We start from the raw sequence: 18505 nt of genomic DNA, 5'->3' as shown, positions 1-18505 counted from the left end.
GCATCATTCCATTCGTGTTGTTGGTCAGGCTTCGTCGACGACGCCGTTGCGCAAAGTGCCGATGCCCTCGGCCGCGACCTCGATGACGTCGCCAGGCTTTAAGTATCGCGGCGGATCGAACCGTGCACCGGCGCCAGTCGGCGTGCCCGTCACGATGATGTCACCGGGAACGAGCGTCGCGAAGGTCGAGATATAGCTGATGAGGTAGCGGAACGGGAACATCAAGCGGCCGGTCGAGTCGTCCTGCCGCAGCTCGCCGTTGACATGCGTGGTCAGCCTGACGTCGGCGATCTGCGCTTCCCTCATGTAGGGCACGAGCCATGGGCCGAGGCTGCCGCTGGAATCAAAGTTCTTGCCCTGCGTCACGTTGAATTTGGCGTGGCGCAGCCAGTCGCGGACCGAGCCCTCGTTGCAGAGCGTGAGCGCGGCGATGTGGTCGAGCGCGGCGCTTTCCGCGATGTGCCGGCCGGGCTTGCCGATTACCAGCACGATCTCGCCCTCGTAGTCCAGCTGCGCGGAGGCACGCGGGCGCACCAGCGGCGTGTCGTGGCCGACGAAGGAGCGAGGCGAGCGCATGAACATGCTCGGGTATTTCGGCGCGTCCTGGCCGTCCTTGTACTCGGCGTTGCGGTCGGGATAGTTGACGCCGATGCAAATGATCTTTTCCGGCGCGGGCACTGGCGGCAGCCACGTAATGTCGGCGAGCGCATGATCCGGCGAGCGGCCGGCGGCCTCTTCGGCAAAGCTCGCGAGCTTTCCAGCCGCGATCACTTCGCGCAGCGACGGATAGTCCTTCGCATAGAGCGGGGAGAGATCGACGATGCCGCCCTCCAGAACGGCGCCGTAGCGGGTTTCACCCTTGACGGAGTAGGTGGCGAGGCGAGGGAGCTTCATTGCTTAATCCGCCACCAGCACATCGGCCACGAACTTTGGCTCGCGCACGGCCTGGCCCGCGAACGGCGAGCCTTGCTCGAACCAGGAGCGCGGCGCGGGCGCGCCCCACAGCGTCTGGCGGCGCGGATCGCGCAGCGACCAGCGCAGCGGCTCGTGGTCGTGATCCCCCGTAAAATAATCGCTGGTGTAGAGCTCGAGGCGATGGCCGTCGGGATCCCTGACATAGAGGAAGAACGCGTTCGAAATGCCGTGGCGTCCCGGGCCGCGCTCGATGTTCTTGACGAAGCCTGCGGAGGCCATGACGTCGCAGAGATGGATGATGTTCATCGCGGTCGGCGTCCAATAGGCGAAGTGGTGCAGCCGAGGACCCTTGCCGTTGGTGATGGCAAAATCGTGGACGTTGCCCTTGCGGTGCATCCAGGCGGCTGCGATGCGGCCGTTCGGCCCGTCCTCCTCGGCATATTCGGTGAGACGGAAGCCCAGCCGCGCATAAAACTCCACCGTGTCCTGCACCTCGGCGGCGAAGACGTTGAAATGATCGAGCCGCTGCGGGTGGCAACCCTTGTAGAGATCGAAGCGACGCAAGAGATGCGGCCGGCGGTCCATCGACGCATAGAGCTCGATCTGGAAGCCGAAGGGATCGGTGAATTGCAGCGTGCGGCCCTGGAAGGGCTGGTCGGCGAAGGCGTAGGCGAGGCCGTTCTCGGAGAGATATTTTGCGGCCTTGTCGAGATCGCAATCATTGCCGACCTTGAAGCCGAGCCGGGCGCAGGCCGGAACGGCCGCTTTGCGCAGCACCAACGAGTGATGCTGATGCTCTTCGGCTGCGCGCAGGTACACGACGTTGTCGTCGGCGTCCTCGACATGCAGGCCGACAACGGTCTCATAGAACGCGCGGCTCAGCTTCAGGTCGGTCACGTCGAGCACGACGTGGCTGGAGCGGATGATGTTGAAGGGCGGCTCGAAAATGTGTTGCGGTATGGGCATTGCATTTCCCTTCTTTGGCCCGTCATTCCGGGGCGGTCCGCTAGGACCGAACCCGGAATCTCGAGGTTCCGGGTTCGCTTCGCGCCCCGGAACGACGGTGGTTCTAAATTCCCAGTTTCTGAATCTTGTGCGTGCCCCGCGCCAGCGAGACGTGCTTGGTTTCCATGTAGAAGTCGAACGAGTAATCGCCGCCGTCGCGGCCGATGCCTGAGGCCTTCATGCCGCCGAACGGGGTCGGCAGATGGCGGACGTTCTCCGAGTTCAACCAGATCATGCCGGCCTCGAGCGAATCGGCGACGCGCAGCGCGCGGCCCACATCGTTGGTCCAGACATAGCCGGTGAGGCCATAGCGGACGTCGTTGGCGATCTCGATCGCCTCCGCCTCGTCCTTGAAAGGCAGTACGGTGAGGAAGGGACCGAATACCTCTTCCTGCGCCACGCGCATCTTGCCGCTCGCGCCGGTGACCAGCGTGGGCTCGACATAGTGTCCGCCGCCCGGGCCGTCATAGGCTTTGCCGCCGACCGCAATTGTGGCGCCGTCCTGGCGCGCGACGTCGAAATAGGAGCAGACTTTTGCCAGGTGCCGCTCGTGGATCAGCGGGCCTATCTCGGTTAAGGGATCGAGGGGATGGCCGACCTTCAGCGCCTTCACGCGCGCGGTCAGCTTCTCGATGAATTTCTCAGCGATGTTCTGCTGGATCAGCAGGCGGCTGGAGGACGTGCAGCGCTCGCCGTTGAGCGAGTAGATCATGAACACGACCGCGTCGAGCGCGCGGTCGAGATCGGCGTCATCGAACAGGATCACGGGGTTCTTGCCACCGAGCTCGAAATGCACGCGCTTCAAGGTCGGCGCGCCCTGAACCATGATCGCCGAGCCCGTCGCGCTCTCGCCGACGAAGCCGATCGCCTTGATCGCGGGGTGTTCGGTCAGCGCCTTGCCGGCCTCTTCACCAAAGCCGTGGACGGTGTTGAGCACGCCGTCGGGAACGCCAGCTTCCTTGACGAGCCTTGCGAGAATGGATGCCGTCACCGGTGACCACTCGGCCGGCTTGTGCACGACGGTACAGCCGGCCGCCAGCGCAGGCGCGATCTTCCAGGTTGAGAGCATGAACGGCGTGTTCCACGGCGTGATCACGCCGACGGGACCGATCGGTACGCGCGTCGAGATATTCCAGTGCTCGTCGCTCGGCGTGTTGAGACCGTCGCGCGCTTCAGAACATTTGTCGGCGAAGAAGCGGAAATTTTCGGCGGCGCGGATCGCGGCCTTGGCCATGAAGCGATAGGCCTGGCCGGTGTCGATGCATTCGAGCACGGCGATGTCGTCGGCATTGTCCTCGATCGCGTCGGCGACGCGATGCAGCAGCTTCCTGCGCATCGCAGGCCCCATGTCTCGCCAGGACTTGAAGGCGAGCGCGGCTGCCGTGGCTGCAGCGTCGATGTCCTCGGCATTGCCGCGCGCGACGGTCGCGAGCGTCGCGCCGTCGACCGGCGACTTCGTCTCAAACGTCTCGCCGGAGATCGACGGCACGATCTTGCCGTCGATCATGTGACCGATGCCGCCAGCGCAGAGCTTCTTCAGCAGCGGCGCAACACGCTCGCGGTTGGCCTGGAACACATCGGCTTTCGGGATGGGCTTATCCATGGGCGGCCTCCACTTTCAGGGCGTCCACTTTCAGGGCGTCGTGGATGTTGTTGCGCTTCCAGCTGGTGTCCTTGTCGTTGATCTGCATGTCGAACGACAAAGCGAACTTGCTGGCGGCGAAGACGGGATCGAGATGCTTGGAGAGCGCCTGGAAGACATGCTCGCCGGCCTTCTGCCGCGTGGCGAGATCGCGGCCCTCGCCGATGCGCAGCACCATGTCGAGGAAGCCGTAATCGCGCCGCGCATCGGCCACTGCATAATGCTCGCAGCGGACGGCGCGGACGCGGATTCCGCCGAGCGGGAAGATGCCGGTCTCGACTGCCGCCTTGCGCACGACCTCGCAGACGGCGCCGATGTCGAGGCGGATATCGAGATTGGCCGAATATTCGATCGTGAAATGCGGCATGGCGGTTTCACTCCCTGTGTATTCTTATTGCTTCAGGCGAAGTAGCAGCTGACCGAGCCATAGGCGCCATAGTCGGCTTGAATTGTGTCGCCCTTGCGGGTCTCGATCGGACGGATGAATGAGCCGGCGAGCACGACCTGTCCGGGCTCGAGCGCCAGCCCAAGCGGCGCGATCTTGTTGGCGAGCCAGGCCACAGCGGTCGCGGGATGATTGAGCACGCCGGCGGCAAGGCCGGTCTCTTCCAGCTGGCCGTTCTTGAAGCACAGCGCGCCGATCCAGCGCAGGTCGGCGTCGAGCGGGCGGATCGGCCGGCCGCCGAGCACAATACCGGCATTCGCGGCGTTGTCCGCGATGGTGTCGTAGATCTTGCGCGTGGCTTTCGTCTTGGGATCGACGCGCTCGATCCGCGTGTCCAAAATCTCCAGCGCCGGCACCACGAAGTCGGTGGTGTTGAGCACATCGAACATCGTGCAATCGGGTCCGGACAGGCGCTTGCTCATGACGAAAGCGAGCTCAGCCTCGACCCGTGTGGCGATGAAGCGCTCGGTCGGGACGAGGCCGCCATCGGCGAAGAACATGTCGTCGAGCAGCACGCCGGAATCCGGCTCGTTGATGTCAAGCGCGCTCTGCATCGCCTTCGAGGTCAGGCCGATCTTGTGGCCTTTGACGAGGCGACCCTCGGCGATCTTGATGTCGACCCACGCCTTCTGAATCGCGTAGGCATGGGCGATGGTGATGTCGGGGAAATCCTGCGAGAGCTGCCGGATCTGCACGCGGGTCTTCTCCGCCTGGTGCAGACGGTTCGCGCAAGCTCGGATATCGTCGTTGGAAAGCGCCATCGTTGATCTCTGGAAATCGTGGTGCCCGGAGATACTTAACATGTTAAGTGTATGCGTCAAACCCAAATCGGGCTTGCTGCACTGCAAACGTTGTGCGGTCTGAAAGGGCGACTTTGAAAGGGCATCATGGCGAAGAGACCGGCTGATCCCACCAACGCAAGCGCGCCTGCCGCGCGCCAGGTGCCGATGCGCGATTTCTCGCGATCGCTGCCGATGTCGCTCTTGCGGGCACGCGAGGCGGTGATGCGGCAATTTCGCCCATCGCTGCGCGAGCACGGGCTGACCGAGCAGCAATGGCGCATTCTCCGCGCGCTCGCCGCCATCGAGGCTGCGGAGGTCACGGAACTCGCGCGCACCGCGTTTCTCCTCGGGCCAAGCCTGTCGCGCATCCTGCGCGATCTCGAGGCGCGCAATTTGATCGAGCGCAAGACGGCAAAGGCGGACCAGCGCCGCAGCATGGTCTCGATCTCCAGGGAGGGCGTGAATCTGATGGCCTCCGTCGCGCCGTCCTCGGAAGCGATCTATGCCGAGATCACGCATCGCTTCGGCGCGCGCAAGCTTGCCGAGTTGCAGGAGATGCTCGGAGAGCTGGAACAGAGTCTCGCAGGACCAGGCGCCGGCGACGGGGCAAGTGCCGAGGAGTGAAAGCAGATATGCGCAGTCGGGCGGCGACGGCTATGGACATCCCTGGTGTTTTTCGGTCAAAGGTGCTGATTCCCGGCGATCCCGAGCGGAAAGCCCTGATCAAGCGCACCAAATGGCATCCCCTTGCCGGATGACACCCGGGCGGCGATAGTGGACGTCGCCGGCGAGGTCCGCACCCAGTGGGCGAGCGCATAGGTCTTGCGTCATTGCGAGCGTAGCGCGGCGACCCGGTTCGCGGTAACAGCGAGGTCGTGCGGTCGCGGCGCTCGGCGTGGTGACGACGGTCTAGACAACGCGGTCCAAAAACACGGTCCAAACAACGAAGAAGGAAGGCAACGTGGCGAACAAGGTCAAGGAAATCTGGAAGTCGGGCAAGGCCGTGGTCAACGCGTGGCTCGCGATTCCGTCCGGCTTCTCGGCTGAGATGATCGCGCAATGCGGCTTCGACAGCGTCACCGTCGACATGCAGCACGGCGTGCAGGATTATCTCTCGATGGTGCAGTGCTTCCAGGCCATGGACAAGCATCCGGTGACCCCGATGGTTCGCGTGCCGTGGAACGAGCCCGGCATCATCGGCAAAGTGCTCGACGGCGGCGCCTATGGCGTGATCTGCCCGATGGTCAACACGCCGCAGGAAGCCAGGAACCTCGTCTCGTATTCGAAGTACCCGCCGAAGGGCGTGCGCTCCAACGGCCCGATCCGTGCCGGCATGTACGGCACCGCAGGCTCCTACCAGAAGACTGCGAATGACGACATCGTGCTGCTGCCGATGATGGAGACCAAGACCGCGGTCGAGAACATGGAAGCGATCCTCGACGTCGAGGGTCTCAACGGCGTTTACATCGGCCCGTCCGACCTCGGCTTCTCCTATGGTCTCGAGCCGAAGCTCGATCGCGCCGAGCCGGAGATCCTCGCGATCTACGACAAGATCATCAAGGAGTGCGACAAGCGCGGGCTGTTCCCGGGCATCCATTGCAGCGGCGCCGAAGGTGCTGCGCGTGCCATCAACATGGGCTTCAAGCTGGTGACGCTCTCGAACGAGGTCGGCATGATGACGACCTACGCCAAGATGCAGGTCAATGCGACCCGCAAGGATTCAGCCGGCAAGGCCTAAGAAACTCGCGAATGGCGAATGGGGAGTAGCGAATAGTGCCGCTCCCCTTTTTCCATTCGCCACTCACCATTCGCTACTCGCCTCCGAAGGAGATTCGCCATGACCATCAGCCCCGTCATCCGCCTGCATCCCGCTGATGGTGTGCTGATCGCACGCGCGAGCCTGCCGCCGGGCACGGTGGTGGCTGACGGCGTGACAACGGTCGAGCGCATTCCCTCCGGCCACAAGGTCGCGGTCAAGCCGATCGCGGTGGGCGAGCCTGTCATCCGCTACGGCCAGATCATCGGTTTTGCGACCGCGCCAATCGCGCCGGGCCAGCATGTGCATGTGCAGAACATCGGCATGGGCGACTTCGCCAAGGACTATGCCTATTGCGCCGACGTCAAGTCGACGCCGAACTTCGACCTGCCGGCGACCTTCGAGGGCATCCGTCGCCCGGACGGCCGCGTCGCCACGCGCAACTATATCGGCATCCTCACCTCGGTGAATTGCAGCGCGCATGTCGCGAGCCTCGTCGCCGACGTCTTCAAGAAAAATCCCTTCACCGGCGACAATCCGCTGGCCGAATTCCCCAATGTCGACGGCGTCGTCGCGCTGACCCACAAGACCGGCTGCGGCATGACGCAGAACGAGCCGCTCGCGCTGCTGCGCCGCACGCTGGGCGGTTATGCGCGGCACGTCAATTTCTCCCACGTCATCGTGCTGGGCCTCGGCTGCGAGGTCAACCAGATCGGCGGCCTGATGGACGAGCAGAAGCTCGCTGGCCGCCTGCGTGCGATGGACATTCAGGAAGTCGGCGGCACCCGCAAGACGGTGGAGGCCGGCATTGCCTTCGTGCGCGAAGCGCTCGCTGACTCCAACAAGGTGAAGCGCGAGTCGGTGCCGGTGAGCGAATTGACCGTGGCGCTGCAATGCGGCGGCTCGGACGGTTATTCGGGCGTGTCAGCTAACCCCGCGCTCGGTGCTGCCAGCGATCTCATCGTCCGTCACGGCGGCACCGTGATCCTGTCGGAAACGCCGGAGACCTACGGCGCCGAGCATCTGCTGACGCGCCGCGCCGTGAGCCGCGAGGTTGGCGAGAAGCTGGTCGATCTCATGCGCTGGTGGGACGAATATACTGAGCGAGAAGGCGCCGAGATGAACGCCAATCCGAGCCCCGGCAACAAGGCCGGCGGTCTCACCACCATCCTGGAAAAGTCGCTCGGTGCGATGGCCAAGGCCGGCACCACCAACCTCGTCGAGGTGCTGCGCTACGCCGAGCCCGTCACCAAGAAGGGGTTCGTGTTCATGGACACGCCCGGCTACGATCCGGTCGCGGCCACCGGCCAGGTCGCCGGCGGCGCCAACCTGGTCTGCTTCACCACCGGTCGCGGCAGCGTGTTCGGCTGCAAGCCCGCGCCCTCGATCAAGCTTGCCACCAACACGCCGATGTACAAGCGCATGGAAGAGGACATGGACGTCAATTGCGGCACCATCCTCGAAGGCGAGGAGAGCGTTCAGGAATGCGGCCAGCGCATCTTCGATCTCATCCTGAAGACCGCGTCCGGCCAGCCGACCAAGAGCGAAAGCTTCGATTTCGGCGGCGCCGAGTTCGCGCCCTGGGTGCTGGGCGCGACCATGTGAGAGGGGCGAATGGCGAATAGGGAGTAGCGAATAGGACTAGAACGAGACGTCGCCATCGGTGTCGAAACGCTGGCGCTGTTCATCCGCGTCTAGCTCAACACGACGCCGCCGCTGCCCGAGCCGCCTGCCAGGGCCGCACGGGCCCTGGCCGGTGCGCGGTACGACAATTTCGTCGCCGCGCTTGGGAAGCGCCTCAACGAGGGGCCGAAGCTGAGGCAGGAAATCCCGGAAGACGCGGGTGAGAGTTAGGCGACGAAGCGGACCACACCGCCATCCACACGTAGAGCCGCGCCGGTCGTGGCTGAAGCCTGCTCCGAGCAGGCATAGATGATCATGTTGGCCACCTCGTCGGTGGTTGCGAAACGCTGAATAAGGGTGGTCGGACGCATCGCCTTCAGGAAGCCTTGCTCGGCCTGCTCCTGAGTGATCCCGTTCGCCCTGGCCTGCTTCGCCATGAAATCACCGAGGATCTCGGACCGAGTTGGTCCCGGCAGAACAGCGTTGATGGTGACGCCCGTGCCCGCGACCGCCTCGGCAAGTCCGCGCGAGACGGCGAGTTGCGCGGTCTTGGTCATGCCGTAGTCGAGCATCTCCTTGGGGATGTTGACCGCCGACTCGCTGCTGACGAACACGACGCGGCCCCAGCTCTTCTTCACCATGCGCGGCAGGTAGTGGCGCGTCATGCGCACGCCGCTCATGACGTTTAATTGGAACAGGCCAAGCCAGTCCTCATCGGGGATATTCGCGATGTCTTCGATGCCATTGTAGTCCCGGATATGGGCCGTACCGACGTTATTAACGAGGATATCGGCGTCCGGGACCTGCGCTATGAAGGCCTCGACACCGTCCACGGTCGCCAAGTCTGCTGCAACCCCGGAGACTTCGCTTCCGGGAAAGGCCTGCCGAATTTGCCGCACTGCCTCGTCGACTCTGGATTTCCCACGGCCGCTGATAACGACCGACGCCGCGGCACGGGCCAAGCCCTCTGCGGTGGCGCGGCCGATACCCGCCGTTGAGCCCGTGACGATAGCCCTCTTACCTTTTAGGTCGATGTTCATGTCATTTCTCTCCAATCTTGGCCGGCGCGGCCGTAACAAAGCTCAACGTGCAGATGCCTAGGCGACGGGGACGCCCTGGCATCAGGACGCGCGGGTCAGCCTGCCATGGCTGCCACCTGTGCCTCGGCCGCGCGGGCGAGGCGTTCGACCCATTCCTGGTGATAGCGATAGAGCGCGCCGGGATGCTTGCGTCCGAGTTCATCGAGAAACCATTCGCCCTGCTGCGTCTCCTCGGTCAGCACGTGGCAGCCATCATGGGTGGGTGTGATGACCCACCCATGGTACGCACTCGAGCCGGTCTCATCGCCATCGACCGTCGTCGCCCATGCAAGTCGGCGGAAGGGCTCGCACTCGGTAACGACCAAGCTCATCGGAAATCCAACCGTCACCCGGCTGTATCTGGTCCCGCGGGCCAGCTCTCTTTCACCGCTTAGGATCTTGACCTGGTCTTCGGCAGGGAAGTAGCTCGACCAGTTCTCGGCGTCGACCAGTAGCCTCCAGACGACTTCAGGGGGTGCTTTCACATCGATGTCGTTGAGGGCGTAGATGGCCGACGTCTTGGGATCGAACCTCTCTGGCCAAATCACACGATCGTACATCGATTACTGCTCCTTCTTGAACAAATCCTGGAAGATGAGCTGAGTCCAGGTGCGGCCGCGCGCCTGCACCAGCGCGCCACCTTCGGCGAGCTCTCCCAGGTTGATCGGCGCGAAGCCGAGTTGCCTGGCCAAGGCCGCCACCGGAGCTACCGCCTCTTCGTCGTCGCTCGACAGAAAGATGACCCGGTGACCGCCCTCCACGACTGGATCGGCAGCCAGCGCGGAGGCCGGCAGATGGTTAAAGCCCTTCACGAACTTGACGCCGGCGAATGCCTTGGCAACGACCGCAGACGAGGGAAGGCCGCCCAGGTCTTCAACGGGAACCGCAAATGCGTTTGTCGCGTCGATGACGGTCTTGCCCCGCCAACTGACGAGGGACTTCGCAACCCCCCGGTGTTCCGAAAACGGGACTGCCAGGATGACGGTGTCGGCCTCGATTGCATCCCGCAGCGACTTGGCAACAACTGTCGGCCCGATTGCCCGAGCCTGGGGCGCCAACGCCTCGGGTGACCGGCGGCTTGCGACCGCCACGTCGATGTTCTTACGAGCAAAGGCGCGAGCGAGGGCTTGGCCCACCGCCCCGAATCCGACGATTGCATAGCTCATGACGTTTTCTCCGATCGGGTGTTGATGCTGATTGTCCGGTGTTCAATGGCGCGAGCCTGATCTGGTCGGAGATCCGTTTTGCCGTGTGGCGACCTTTGCGAGATCCTCCAGAAGCTTCTGATGCGTGCGCCAGAACACATCGGGCGCCTGCTTTGCCCGTTCGATCCAAAGCGGCCCCTGCATCGTTTCCTCGGTCCAGAGGTGCGTTCCATCCGCAGTCGGCGTGATGATCCAGGCGTGGTAAGCTTTGGATTCGAGGGACGCTTTCGGACCACCACCCCAGGCGATGCGCGTCATCGGCTCGAACTCTTGAACCGACGCATAAACATCTTGGCCGGCCAGATTGGTCTCAAACCGTGTCCCGAGCCGCAAAGACTCGTGCCCGTCTAGAAGTTGGACGTGCTCAACGCCCGGATAGAAACTGGGCCACGCGATGGGGTCCACGAGCAGGGACCAGATCGTTTCGACGGAGGCTGCGACCACCAGCTCATTCGTAAAATGGATCGGAGACCGACTGGGTGTCATGTCCTCCGGCCACTTGATTGCTTCGTACATGTCGACCTTTACCTTCTCGATTCACCCACGTAATCTGAACGGCCGGCGTGCCAGCTCCGCGAGTGGACGCCCGGAACGAGCGGCAACCGCGCTCTCGCGCGCCGCTCGTTCGCCTCCAGCCCATGGCGTATCGCCTCGGGCTGGCGCCTCATCTGCGGAGTAATTAGGGATCGAGCGACCCGGATAGGATTCCAGAATCCTCAACATCGGTTGTGCAATTGCGCACCGCTTCACGCTCTTCCAATTGGGCGATGCGTCGCAACACGGTGGAATGATTCACTTCAAGCCGCTCGGCCGCCGCTCGAACCGACCCCTCGCGCGCGACGGCAAGGAAATAGCGGATGTCATCCCAATCCATCATCTGTCTTCGGCTATTCGCCATTCGCTACTCACCACTCGCCCGTGCCGTAGGCACGCACTGCCCGTTGTTAATGCTTGATCGAGGTCACCAGCGGTGTTCTGCTCAAAAAAGCTGCTGGAGCACCGCACCCCGTGTCGATCTACGTCGCATTACACCACGTCACGCACTACAAATACGACCGCCCGATTGATCTGGGACCGCAGACGATCCGCCTGCGGCCGGCGCCGCACACGCGCACGCCGATCCTGAGCTATTCGCTCAAGGTCACGCCGGCCAACCATTTCGTGAACTGGCAGCAGGACCCGCAGGGCAACTGGCTCGCCCGCTACGTCTTTCCGGAGAAGACCACCGAGCTGAAATTCGAGGTCGACTTCACCACGCAGATGACCGTGGTCAACCCGTTCGACTTCTTCGTCGAACCCTATGCCGACAGCTTTCCGTTCGAATACCCCAGGGATCTCAAGACCGAGCTGGCGCCGTATCTCGAGACCATCAAGCCTGATCCCGCATTCGCAAAATATCTCGCCTCGGTCCCGCGCGAAGCGCCGAACACCGTCAACTTCCTGGTCGATTTGAACAGGGAGCTGCAACAGAGGATCAGCTACGTCATCCGCATGGAGCCGGGCGTGCAGACGCCGGAGGAGACGCTCACCTCCTGCGCCGGATCGTGCCGCGACTCCGCCTGGCTTCTGATCCAGATCTTCCGCCATCTCGGCCTCGCCGCCCGTTTCGTCTCCGGATACCTGATCCAGATCCGTCCCGACATCGATCCGATCGAGGGGCCGCCGGAAGTGGAGAACGATTTTACCGATCTGCACGCCTGGGCCGAGGTCTATCTGCCGGGCGCGGGCTGGATCGGTTTTGATGCGACCTCCGGCATGCTCGCGGGCGAGGGGCACATCCCGGTTGCGGCAACACCGCATTATCGCTCGGCGGCGCCGATCTCCGGCGGCGCCGGCTTTGCCGAAGTCGAATTCGCCTTCGACATGAGCGTCCGCCGCATCCGCGAAGCGCCGCGCATCACAAAGCCGTTCTCCGACGAATCCTGGACGCGGCTCAACGATCTCGGCGAGCAGGTCGACGGCGATCTCGCCGCGCAAGACGTGCGGCTCACCATGGGCGGCGAGCCGACCTTCGTCTCGGTCGACGATCTCGAAGCGGCGGAGTGGAATACGGAAGCCGTTGGTCCAACCAAGCGCGCGCTCGGCGACGATCTGATCCGCCGCCTGCGCAACCGCTTCGCAGCCGGAGGCCTGCTGCATTATGGCCAGGGCAAATGGTATCCGGGCGAGAGCCTGCCGCGCTGGGCGTTTGGGCTCTACTGGCGCAAGGACGGCGTGCCGATCTGGAAGAACGCGGACCTCATTGCAAAAATCGAGAATCCCAGGCGCGCCCAGACCGAGGACGCCGAGGATTTCATGGAAGGCACGGCGGCGCGGCTCGGGCTCGATCCCGGCTACATCATCCCCGCCTTTGAGGACACCGTCTACTGGCTCCAGAAAGAAGCCGAGCTTCCGGTCAACGTCGATCCGTCCGATTCCAAATTGTCCGATCCCGAGGCGCGGGCGCGGATGGCGCGGGTGTTCAATCAGGGCCTCCGCGCGCCACGCGGCTTCGTGCTGCCGGTGCAACGTTGGAACGCGCCGCCACGCTGGCGCAGCGAGCGCTGGCAACTCCGGCGCAACCATCTGTTCCTGATGCCGGGCGATTCGCCGCTCGGCCTGCGCCTGCCGCTCGACTCGCTCGGCTACGTCGCGCCCGATCAATATCCCTACATCATCGAGCGGGATCCGATGGAGGCGCGCGACAAGCTGCCGGTGTTCAGTCTCCCGGCGCGCCCGGAATCGCCACCGCCGCGGGTCGCGCCCGAGCAACTCAACACGTCCGTTCCTGTCCGCACCGCGCTGTCGATCGAAGTCCGCGACGGCGTGATCTGCGCCTTCATGCCGCCGGTCGAACGCATCGAGGATTATCTCGAAATGATCGCGGCGCTGGAGGCCACGGCCGAGGAGATGCAGCTCCAGGTCCATGTCGAGGGCTATGCGCCGCCGTTCGATCCGCGCATCGAGGTCATCAAGGTGACGCCCGACCCTGGTGTCATCGAGGTCAATGTTCATCCGGCAAAGAATTGGCGCGAGGCGGTCGAGATCACCTCCGGGCTCTATGAGGATGCCGGCAAGATACGCCTCGGCGCCAACCGCTTCCTGGTCGATGGCCGCCACACCGGCACCGGCGGCGGCAATCACGTCGTGATCGGCGGCTCGAGCCCGCAGGATTCGCCGTTCCTGCGCCGGCCCGATCTTTTGAAGAGCCTGGTGCTGTACTGGCAGCGGCATCCGTCGCTGTCCTATTTCTTCTCCGGCCTCTTCATCGGCCCGACCAGCCAGGCGCCGCGTATCGACGAGGCGCGCCACGACAGCATCTACGAGCTCGAGATCGCGCTCTCGCACGTGCCGCCGCCGGGCTACCAGACGCCGCTGTGGCTGGTGGACCGGCTGTTCCGGCATCTGCTCGTCGACATCACCGGCAACACCCATCGCGCCGAGATCTGCATCGACAAGCTCTATTCGCCGGATGGCCCCACCGGCCGCCTCGGCCTCGTCGAATTCCGCGCGCTCGAAATGCCGCCGGATCCGCGCATGTCGCTGGCGCAGCAGCTCCTGATCCGCGCGCTGATCGCAAAGTTCTGGCGAGAGCCGCAGGCAGGCAAGTTCGTGCGCTGGGGCACCGCGCTGCATGACCGCTTCATGCTGCCGCATTTCATCTGGGAAGATTTTCAGGACGTGCTGTCCGAGCTCAAGAGCTCCGGCTATCCGTTCGAGCCGGAATGGTATCTGGCCCAGCTCGAATTCCGCTTCCCCGCCTTCGGCCGCGTCCATCACGGCGGCGTCACGCTGGAGCTGAGGCAGGCGCTGGAGCCCTGGCACGTGCTGGGCGAGGAAGGCTCGGCCGGCGGCACCGTGCGCTATGTCGACTCGTCGGTTGAGCGGCTTCAGGTCAAGGCCGAGGGCTTCGTCGAAGGCCGCCACATCGTCACCTGCAACGGCCGCCGCCTGCCGATGACCTCGGCCGGACGCTCCGGGGAGGCCGTCGCCGGCGTCCGCTTCAAGGCCTGGCAGCCGGCATCCGGCCTGCACCCGACCATCCCGGTCCACGCGCCCTTGACCTTTGATCTGATCGATACCTGGAACGGCCGCTCGCTCGGCGGCTGCGTCTATCACGTCGCCCATCCCGGCGGGCGCAGCTACGACACCAAGCCGGTCAACACCTACGAGGCCGAGGCGCGGCGGCTGGCGCGCTTCCAGGACCACGGCCATACGCCCGGCCCGATGCAGCCGCCGCCCGAGGAACGCACAAATGAATTTCCGCTGACCCTCGACTTGCGGACACCGCTCCTGCAATGAGTATGATGGTGGGGCAGGGAGAGGCGCATGGGCGAGGGCGCAGCCGAACAGGACAAGGCCGGTAGGGCGCAAGGTCAGCGCGAAGGCCAGCGCCGCCTTGCGCAATGGGTCCGCGACTATCGCCGCCTGCTCGGCATCCCCGACGAATTCCTGGGGGCTGACGGCGCCCCGCGCGCGGTCTGGAGCCGCTTCTTCGATGCTTTCGGAGCACTCGCGACCGACGAGGTCGAGCGGCGCTTCGGCATGGCCGACCGTCACCTCCGCGAGGCCGGCGTCACCTACCGCGCCCCCGGCGACAGCGCCGACCGGCCCTGGTCGATCAGCCATTTGCCGCTTCTGATCGATGAGGCCGACTGGAAGCAGCTCTCCGACGGCATCACCCAGCGCGCCGAGCTTTTGGAGCTCGTGCTGCGCGACGTTTATGGCGAGGGCCGGCTGGTCGCGGAAGGCGCGCTGCCCGCGGGCGTGATCGCCGGCAGCCCCGAATATCTGCGCCCCGTCTGCGGCGTGCCGCCCCCGGGCGGGCGCTATCTCTCGCTCTATGCCGCCGATGTCGGCCGCGGGCCCGATGGCCGCTGGTGGGTGCTCGGCGACCGCACGCAGGCGCCGTCGGGCGCGGGCTATGCGCTGGAGAACCGGCTGGTGCTGTCGCGCGCCTTCTCCGATCTCTACAAGTCGATGAACGTGCCGCGCGTCGCGCCGTTCTTCGAGGCGTTCCGCGACTCGCTTCGCGCGCGTGCTGATCGCGATGAGCCGCGGATCGGCGTGCTCACGCCCGGCAGCTTCAGCGAAACCTATTTCGAGCACGCGACGCTGGCGCGCTATCTCGGCTTCCTGCTGGTCGAGGGCGACGATCTCGCCGTCAGCGACAATCGCATCCACATCCGCACCGTCGCTGGGTTGAAGCGGCTCGACGTGTTGCTTCGCCGCGTCGATTCCAACTCGCTCGATCCGCTCGAGCTCGATGCCTCCTCGCATCTCGGCGTTCCCGGCCTGATCGACGTGCTGCGCAAGGACGGCGTCGTGGTCGCCAACATGCCAGGCTCCGGCGTGTTGGAGGCGAGGGCGCTGCTCGGTTTCCTGCCGGCGCTCAGCCGTCGCCTGCTCGGCGAAGAGCTGAAGATGCCGCATATCGCGACCTGGTGGTGCGGGCAGCGCTCGGCGCGCGACGAGGTGCTGTCGCGGCTCGACGAGGTCGCGATCGAAGGCGCTTACGGCCGCGGCGTTCCCGGCTTCGAGAGCAACGGTCCGGTGCTCGCGAGCGAGCTCGACGCCGCCGGACACAAGCGCCTGGTCGAGGCCATCAGCGCGCGCGGCATGGATTATGTCGGCCAGGAGGTGGTGCGTCTCTCCACCATGCCGGTGTGGGAGCAGGGCCAGCTCACGCCGCGTCCCTTCGTGCTGCGCGTGTTTGCGGCCGCAACACCGGACGGCTGGGCCATCATGCCCGGCGGCTTCTGCCGGATCGCCGAGCAGGCGGATGCGCGCGCGGTGTCGATGGGCGACGGCGCCCGTGCCGCCGACGTCTGGGTGGTCTCGGAGAAGAAGGTCTCCACCGCGTCGCTGTTGCCGGCGACCGACAAGGTGCGCATTCGCCGCATCGCCGGCGTGCTGCCAAGCCGCGCCGCCGACAATCTGTTCTGGCTCGGCCGCTATCTCGAACGTGCCGAAGCGACGCTGCGGCTGGTGCGTGCGCTGGGCTCGCCGAGCGGACCCAACAAGGGCACCGCGGCCTCGCTGCAATCGGCCGAACGGATCCAGCGCCTGCTGGTGACCTGGGGCGCGATCTCGCAGACCTCGCGCGCGGCGCCGGGGCGCATCGTCGCCGAAGCCTTGCAGAGCGAGGCGCGTTTCGGCTCGGCGCTGTCGCTGGTACGCTCGGCGCTGCGTACGGCGACCTCCTTGCGCGAGCGGCTGTCGCCCGACGCCTGGCAGGTCATCACCGAGATGGCCGACCGCCTCTCTTACGAGGTCGAGGACGACGACAGCGTGCTGAGCGCGGCCGAGCTGACCTTGCAGGAACTTGCGAGCTTCGCAGGTCTTGCGCAGGAAAACATGAATCGCGCCGCCGGCTGGCGCTTCCTCGACATCGGCCGTCGCACCGAGCGCGCCATCAACACCGCGCGCTTTGCCCGGCAGTTCGCCTATGACGAGGCCGGCGACGAGGACCTCGACATCCTGCTGACGCTGGTGGATTCCCAGATCACCTATCGCTCGCGCTATCTGCTGGCGCCGATCCTGGCGCCGGTGCGCGACCTCGCGGTGCTCGACAGCTACAATCCGCGCTCGGTCGCCTTCCAGGTGGCGACCTTGAACGAGCATATCGCGGCACTGCCGAGCCTGAAGGAGCATGGCCTGATCGAGCAGCCGCAGCGGCTTGCGGTGGCGGTGCAGTCCATGCTGGCGACCGCGGAAGCCGAGAAGCTCGAGGTCAAGACGCTGTTCGCGCTGGAGCAGGACCTGCTCAGCCTCGCCGAGGCGATCGGGCTGCATTATTTCCCGCACGGCCCGAATGCGAGCCGGCCGGAAAAGCTGACGGGGCTTGCGTGATCTACGACATCCGGCACGTCACCACCTACGAGTATGAGAGCCCGGTCAGCTTCGCCCGCTGCACGCTGCGGCTCGAGCCGAAGGACGGCAAAGGTCAGGAGCTGATCTCGCACAAGGTCGAGATCCGTCCACGTCCGTCCGAGCGCCACGTCCGCCGCGACTTCTTCGGCACGCTGACCGAGAGCGTGGTGATCGAGGCCGCGCATCGCAATTTGCGCATCGACTCGCGCTCGCGCGTTTCCGTCGATCGCAAGCCGCCTGCGCGCGATGCCGTGAGCCCGCCTTGGGAGAGCATTCGCGACATCGCGTTTGAAGCGACGAGCCTCGGGCCGTCTTCGCCGGTCGGTTATGTCTTTGCGAGCCCGCTGGTGCCAGTGCTGCGTCCGGTCAGTGCCTATGCTGCCGAGAGCTTCGCGTCGGGCACGGCCATCCTCGCCGGTGCGGTCGATCTCATGCATCGCATCCGCACCGAGTTTCGCTACGACCCCAAGGCCACCGTGATTTCGACGCCGCTCAACGAGGTTTTCGACAAGCGCCACGGCGTCTGCCAGGATTTTGCCCATGTGATGATCGCAGGGCTGCGCGGGCTCGGCCTGCCGGCGGCCTATGTCAGCGGTTATCTGCGCACCATTCCGCCCGCGGGGCAGCCGCGCTTGCAGGGCGCGGATGCGACGCATGCCTGGGTGTCGCTGTGGTGCGGGGCGGAGCTCGGCTGGATCGACTTCGATCCGACCAACGATCTGCTGGTCGCCAACGATCACATCGTCCTGGGGGTCGGTCGGGATTTCTCCGATGAGTCGCCCGTGGATGGTATCATCGTCGGCTCGCCGAAGCAGAAGCTCGGCGTCGCCGTGGACGTGCTGCTGGTGGACTGACCGTCGTTTGCGGCCGGATGATCGCGCGCGTCGCGCAAGGGAATTGACGCCGCAGTCCGCGCCCTGATCCCACCGCGGTGGACGCCCGCTCGCGCTCCTTCCAACAAAACGACGTCTTACGGTCGGCCATTGGCTGGGCTGGCGAAGCCCCGCATGGCCCGACCGTGGGGTGCACCGGACTGTGACCGCAACCGTGATGCTGCGCGGCGGGAGCATATCATATTTACGTATTTTCGTTCCGGGATTTGGCCAGTCGCCCCAGATTGGGTTATGCTGACCCTGCGTCGAGGGCGAGTATGAGGCGTCAGGAGCTAGCGTGGGACACCACCGACAGACGGGGCTGCATC

The 18505-nt window shown here is 64.9% G+C and carries 15 protein-coding genes and 2 pseudogenes; 7 read left to right on the top strand and 10 right to left on the bottom strand.

Going from position 1 to position 18505, the window contains the following annotated elements:
* Positions 1-24 precede the first annotated feature (24 nt).
* The 5 genes from JJC00_RS27590 to hpaH form a co-directional block, all read right to left on the bottom strand.
* A complete protein-coding gene (locus JJC00_RS27590) occupies positions 25-894 on the bottom strand; it encodes a fumarylacetoacetate hydrolase family protein (protein WP_200468999.1) in 870 nt (289 codons plus the stop codon).
* A 3-nt stretch (positions 895-897) separates the two neighbouring features.
* On the bottom strand, positions 898-1881 hold the full coding sequence (gene hpaD, locus JJC00_RS27585) for a 3,4-dihydroxyphenylacetate 2,3-dioxygenase (RefSeq protein ID WP_200468998.1): 984 nt from the start codon (positions 1879-1881) through the stop codon (positions 898-900).
* A gap of 103 nt (positions 1882-1984) precedes the next feature.
* The gene (gene hpaE, locus JJC00_RS27580) at positions 1985-3523 is read right to left on the bottom strand and encodes a 5-carboxymethyl-2-hydroxymuconate semialdehyde dehydrogenase (protein WP_200468997.1); all 1539 of its coding nucleotides are present in this window, start codon (positions 3521-3523) and stop codon (positions 1985-1987) included.
* Positions 3516-3929: a 5-carboxymethyl-2-hydroxymuconate Delta-isomerase gene (locus JJC00_RS27575; protein WP_200468996.1), complete on the bottom strand. Its 414-nt coding sequence runs from the start codon at positions 3927-3929 to the stop codon at positions 3516-3518. The genes hpaE and JJC00_RS27575 overlap by 8 nt, the downstream gene beginning before the upstream one ends.
* A gap of 32 nt (positions 3930-3961) precedes the next feature.
* Positions 3962-4768: a 2-oxo-hept-4-ene-1,7-dioate hydratase gene (hpaH, locus tag JJC00_RS27570; protein ID WP_200468995.1), complete on the bottom strand. Its 807-nt coding sequence runs from the start codon at positions 4766-4768 to the stop codon at positions 3962-3964.
* A gap of 126 nt (positions 4769-4894) precedes the next feature.
* Here hpaH and hpaR point away from each other — a divergent pair, with 126 nt between their 5' ends.
* From hpaR to JJC00_RS38345, 4 genes and pseudogenes are all read left to right on the top strand, one after another.
* Positions 4895-5413: a homoprotocatechuate degradation operon regulator HpaR gene (gene hpaR / locus JJC00_RS27565; protein ID WP_200468994.1), complete on the top strand. Its 519-nt coding sequence runs from the start codon at positions 4895-4897 to the stop codon at positions 5411-5413.
* A 337-nt stretch (positions 5414-5750) separates the two neighbouring features.
* The gene (locus JJC00_RS27560) at positions 5751-6527 is read left to right on the top strand and encodes an HpcH/HpaI aldolase family protein (protein ID WP_200468993.1); all 777 of its coding nucleotides are present in this window, start codon (positions 5751-5753) and stop codon (positions 6525-6527) included.
* Between the two features lie 99 nt (positions 6528-6626).
* Positions 6627-8150, top strand: a complete 1524-nt coding sequence (locus tag JJC00_RS27555) for a UxaA family hydrolase (protein WP_200468992.1) — start codon at positions 6627-6629, stop codon at positions 8148-8150.
* Between the two features lie 36 nt (positions 8151-8186).
* A pseudogene (locus tag JJC00_RS38345) lies at positions 8187-8399 on the top strand (CopG family transcriptional regulator); the annotation flags it as partial.
* Here the strand turns inward: JJC00_RS38345 and JJC00_RS27550 are convergent.
* From JJC00_RS27550 to JJC00_RS27530, 5 genes and pseudogenes are all read right to left on the bottom strand, one after another.
* Positions 8396-9208, bottom strand: coding sequence for an SDR family NAD(P)-dependent oxidoreductase (locus JJC00_RS27550; protein WP_200468991.1), 813 nt, complete (start codon positions 9206-9208; stop codon positions 8396-8398). The pseudogene JJC00_RS38345 and the gene JJC00_RS27550 sit on opposite strands and share 4 nt — an antisense overlap.
* Before the next feature lie 95 nt (positions 9209-9303).
* A complete protein-coding gene (locus JJC00_RS27545; protein WP_200468990.1) occupies positions 9304-9807 on the bottom strand; it encodes an SRPBCC domain-containing protein in 504 nt (167 codons plus the stop codon).
* A 3-nt stretch (positions 9808-9810) separates the two neighbouring features.
* Positions 9811-10413, bottom strand: coding sequence for an NADPH-dependent F420 reductase (locus tag JJC00_RS27540; RefSeq protein WP_200468989.1), 603 nt, complete (start codon positions 10411-10413; stop codon positions 9811-9813).
* A gap of 42 nt (positions 10414-10455) precedes the next feature.
* Positions 10456-10968, bottom strand: coding sequence for an SRPBCC domain-containing protein (locus JJC00_RS27535; protein ID WP_200468988.1), 513 nt, complete (start codon positions 10966-10968; stop codon positions 10456-10458).
* A 232-nt stretch (positions 10969-11200) separates the two neighbouring features.
* Positions 11201-11329: pseudogene (locus JJC00_RS27530) on the bottom strand (LysR family transcriptional regulator); the annotation flags it as partial.
* A 131-nt stretch (positions 11330-11460) separates the two neighbouring features.
* Between JJC00_RS27530 and JJC00_RS27525 the strand changes: the two are divergent.
* The 3 genes from JJC00_RS27525 to JJC00_RS27515 are packed head-to-tail and all read left to right on the top strand — an operon-like array spanning position 11461 to position 18158.
* Positions 11461-14733: a DUF2126 domain-containing protein gene (locus tag JJC00_RS27525; RefSeq protein WP_200468987.1), complete on the top strand. Its 3273-nt coding sequence runs from the start codon at positions 11461-11463 to the stop codon at positions 14731-14733.
* Positions 14734-14760: 27 nt separating this feature from the next.
* Complete coding sequence (locus JJC00_RS27520; protein ID WP_200468986.1) at positions 14761-17283, top strand: circularly permuted type 2 ATP-grasp protein; 2523 nt, start codon at positions 14761-14763, stop codon at positions 17281-17283.
* Positions 17280-18158: a transglutaminase family protein gene (locus JJC00_RS27515; protein ID WP_200468985.1), complete on the top strand. Its 879-nt coding sequence runs from the start codon at positions 17280-17282 to the stop codon at positions 18156-18158. Before JJC00_RS27520 ends, JJC00_RS27515 begins: the two co-directional genes overlap by 4 nt.
* Positions 18159-18505 lie beyond the last annotated feature (347 nt).

It is taken from the genome of Bradyrhizobium diazoefficiens (genome assembly GCF_016616885.1).
GTDB lineage: Bacteria > Pseudomonadota > Alphaproteobacteria > Rhizobiales > Xanthobacteraceae > Bradyrhizobium > Bradyrhizobium diazoefficiens_F.
Note: the sequence above shows the minus strand (reverse complement) of the source record. Positions and strands in the feature narration are given on the sequence as shown.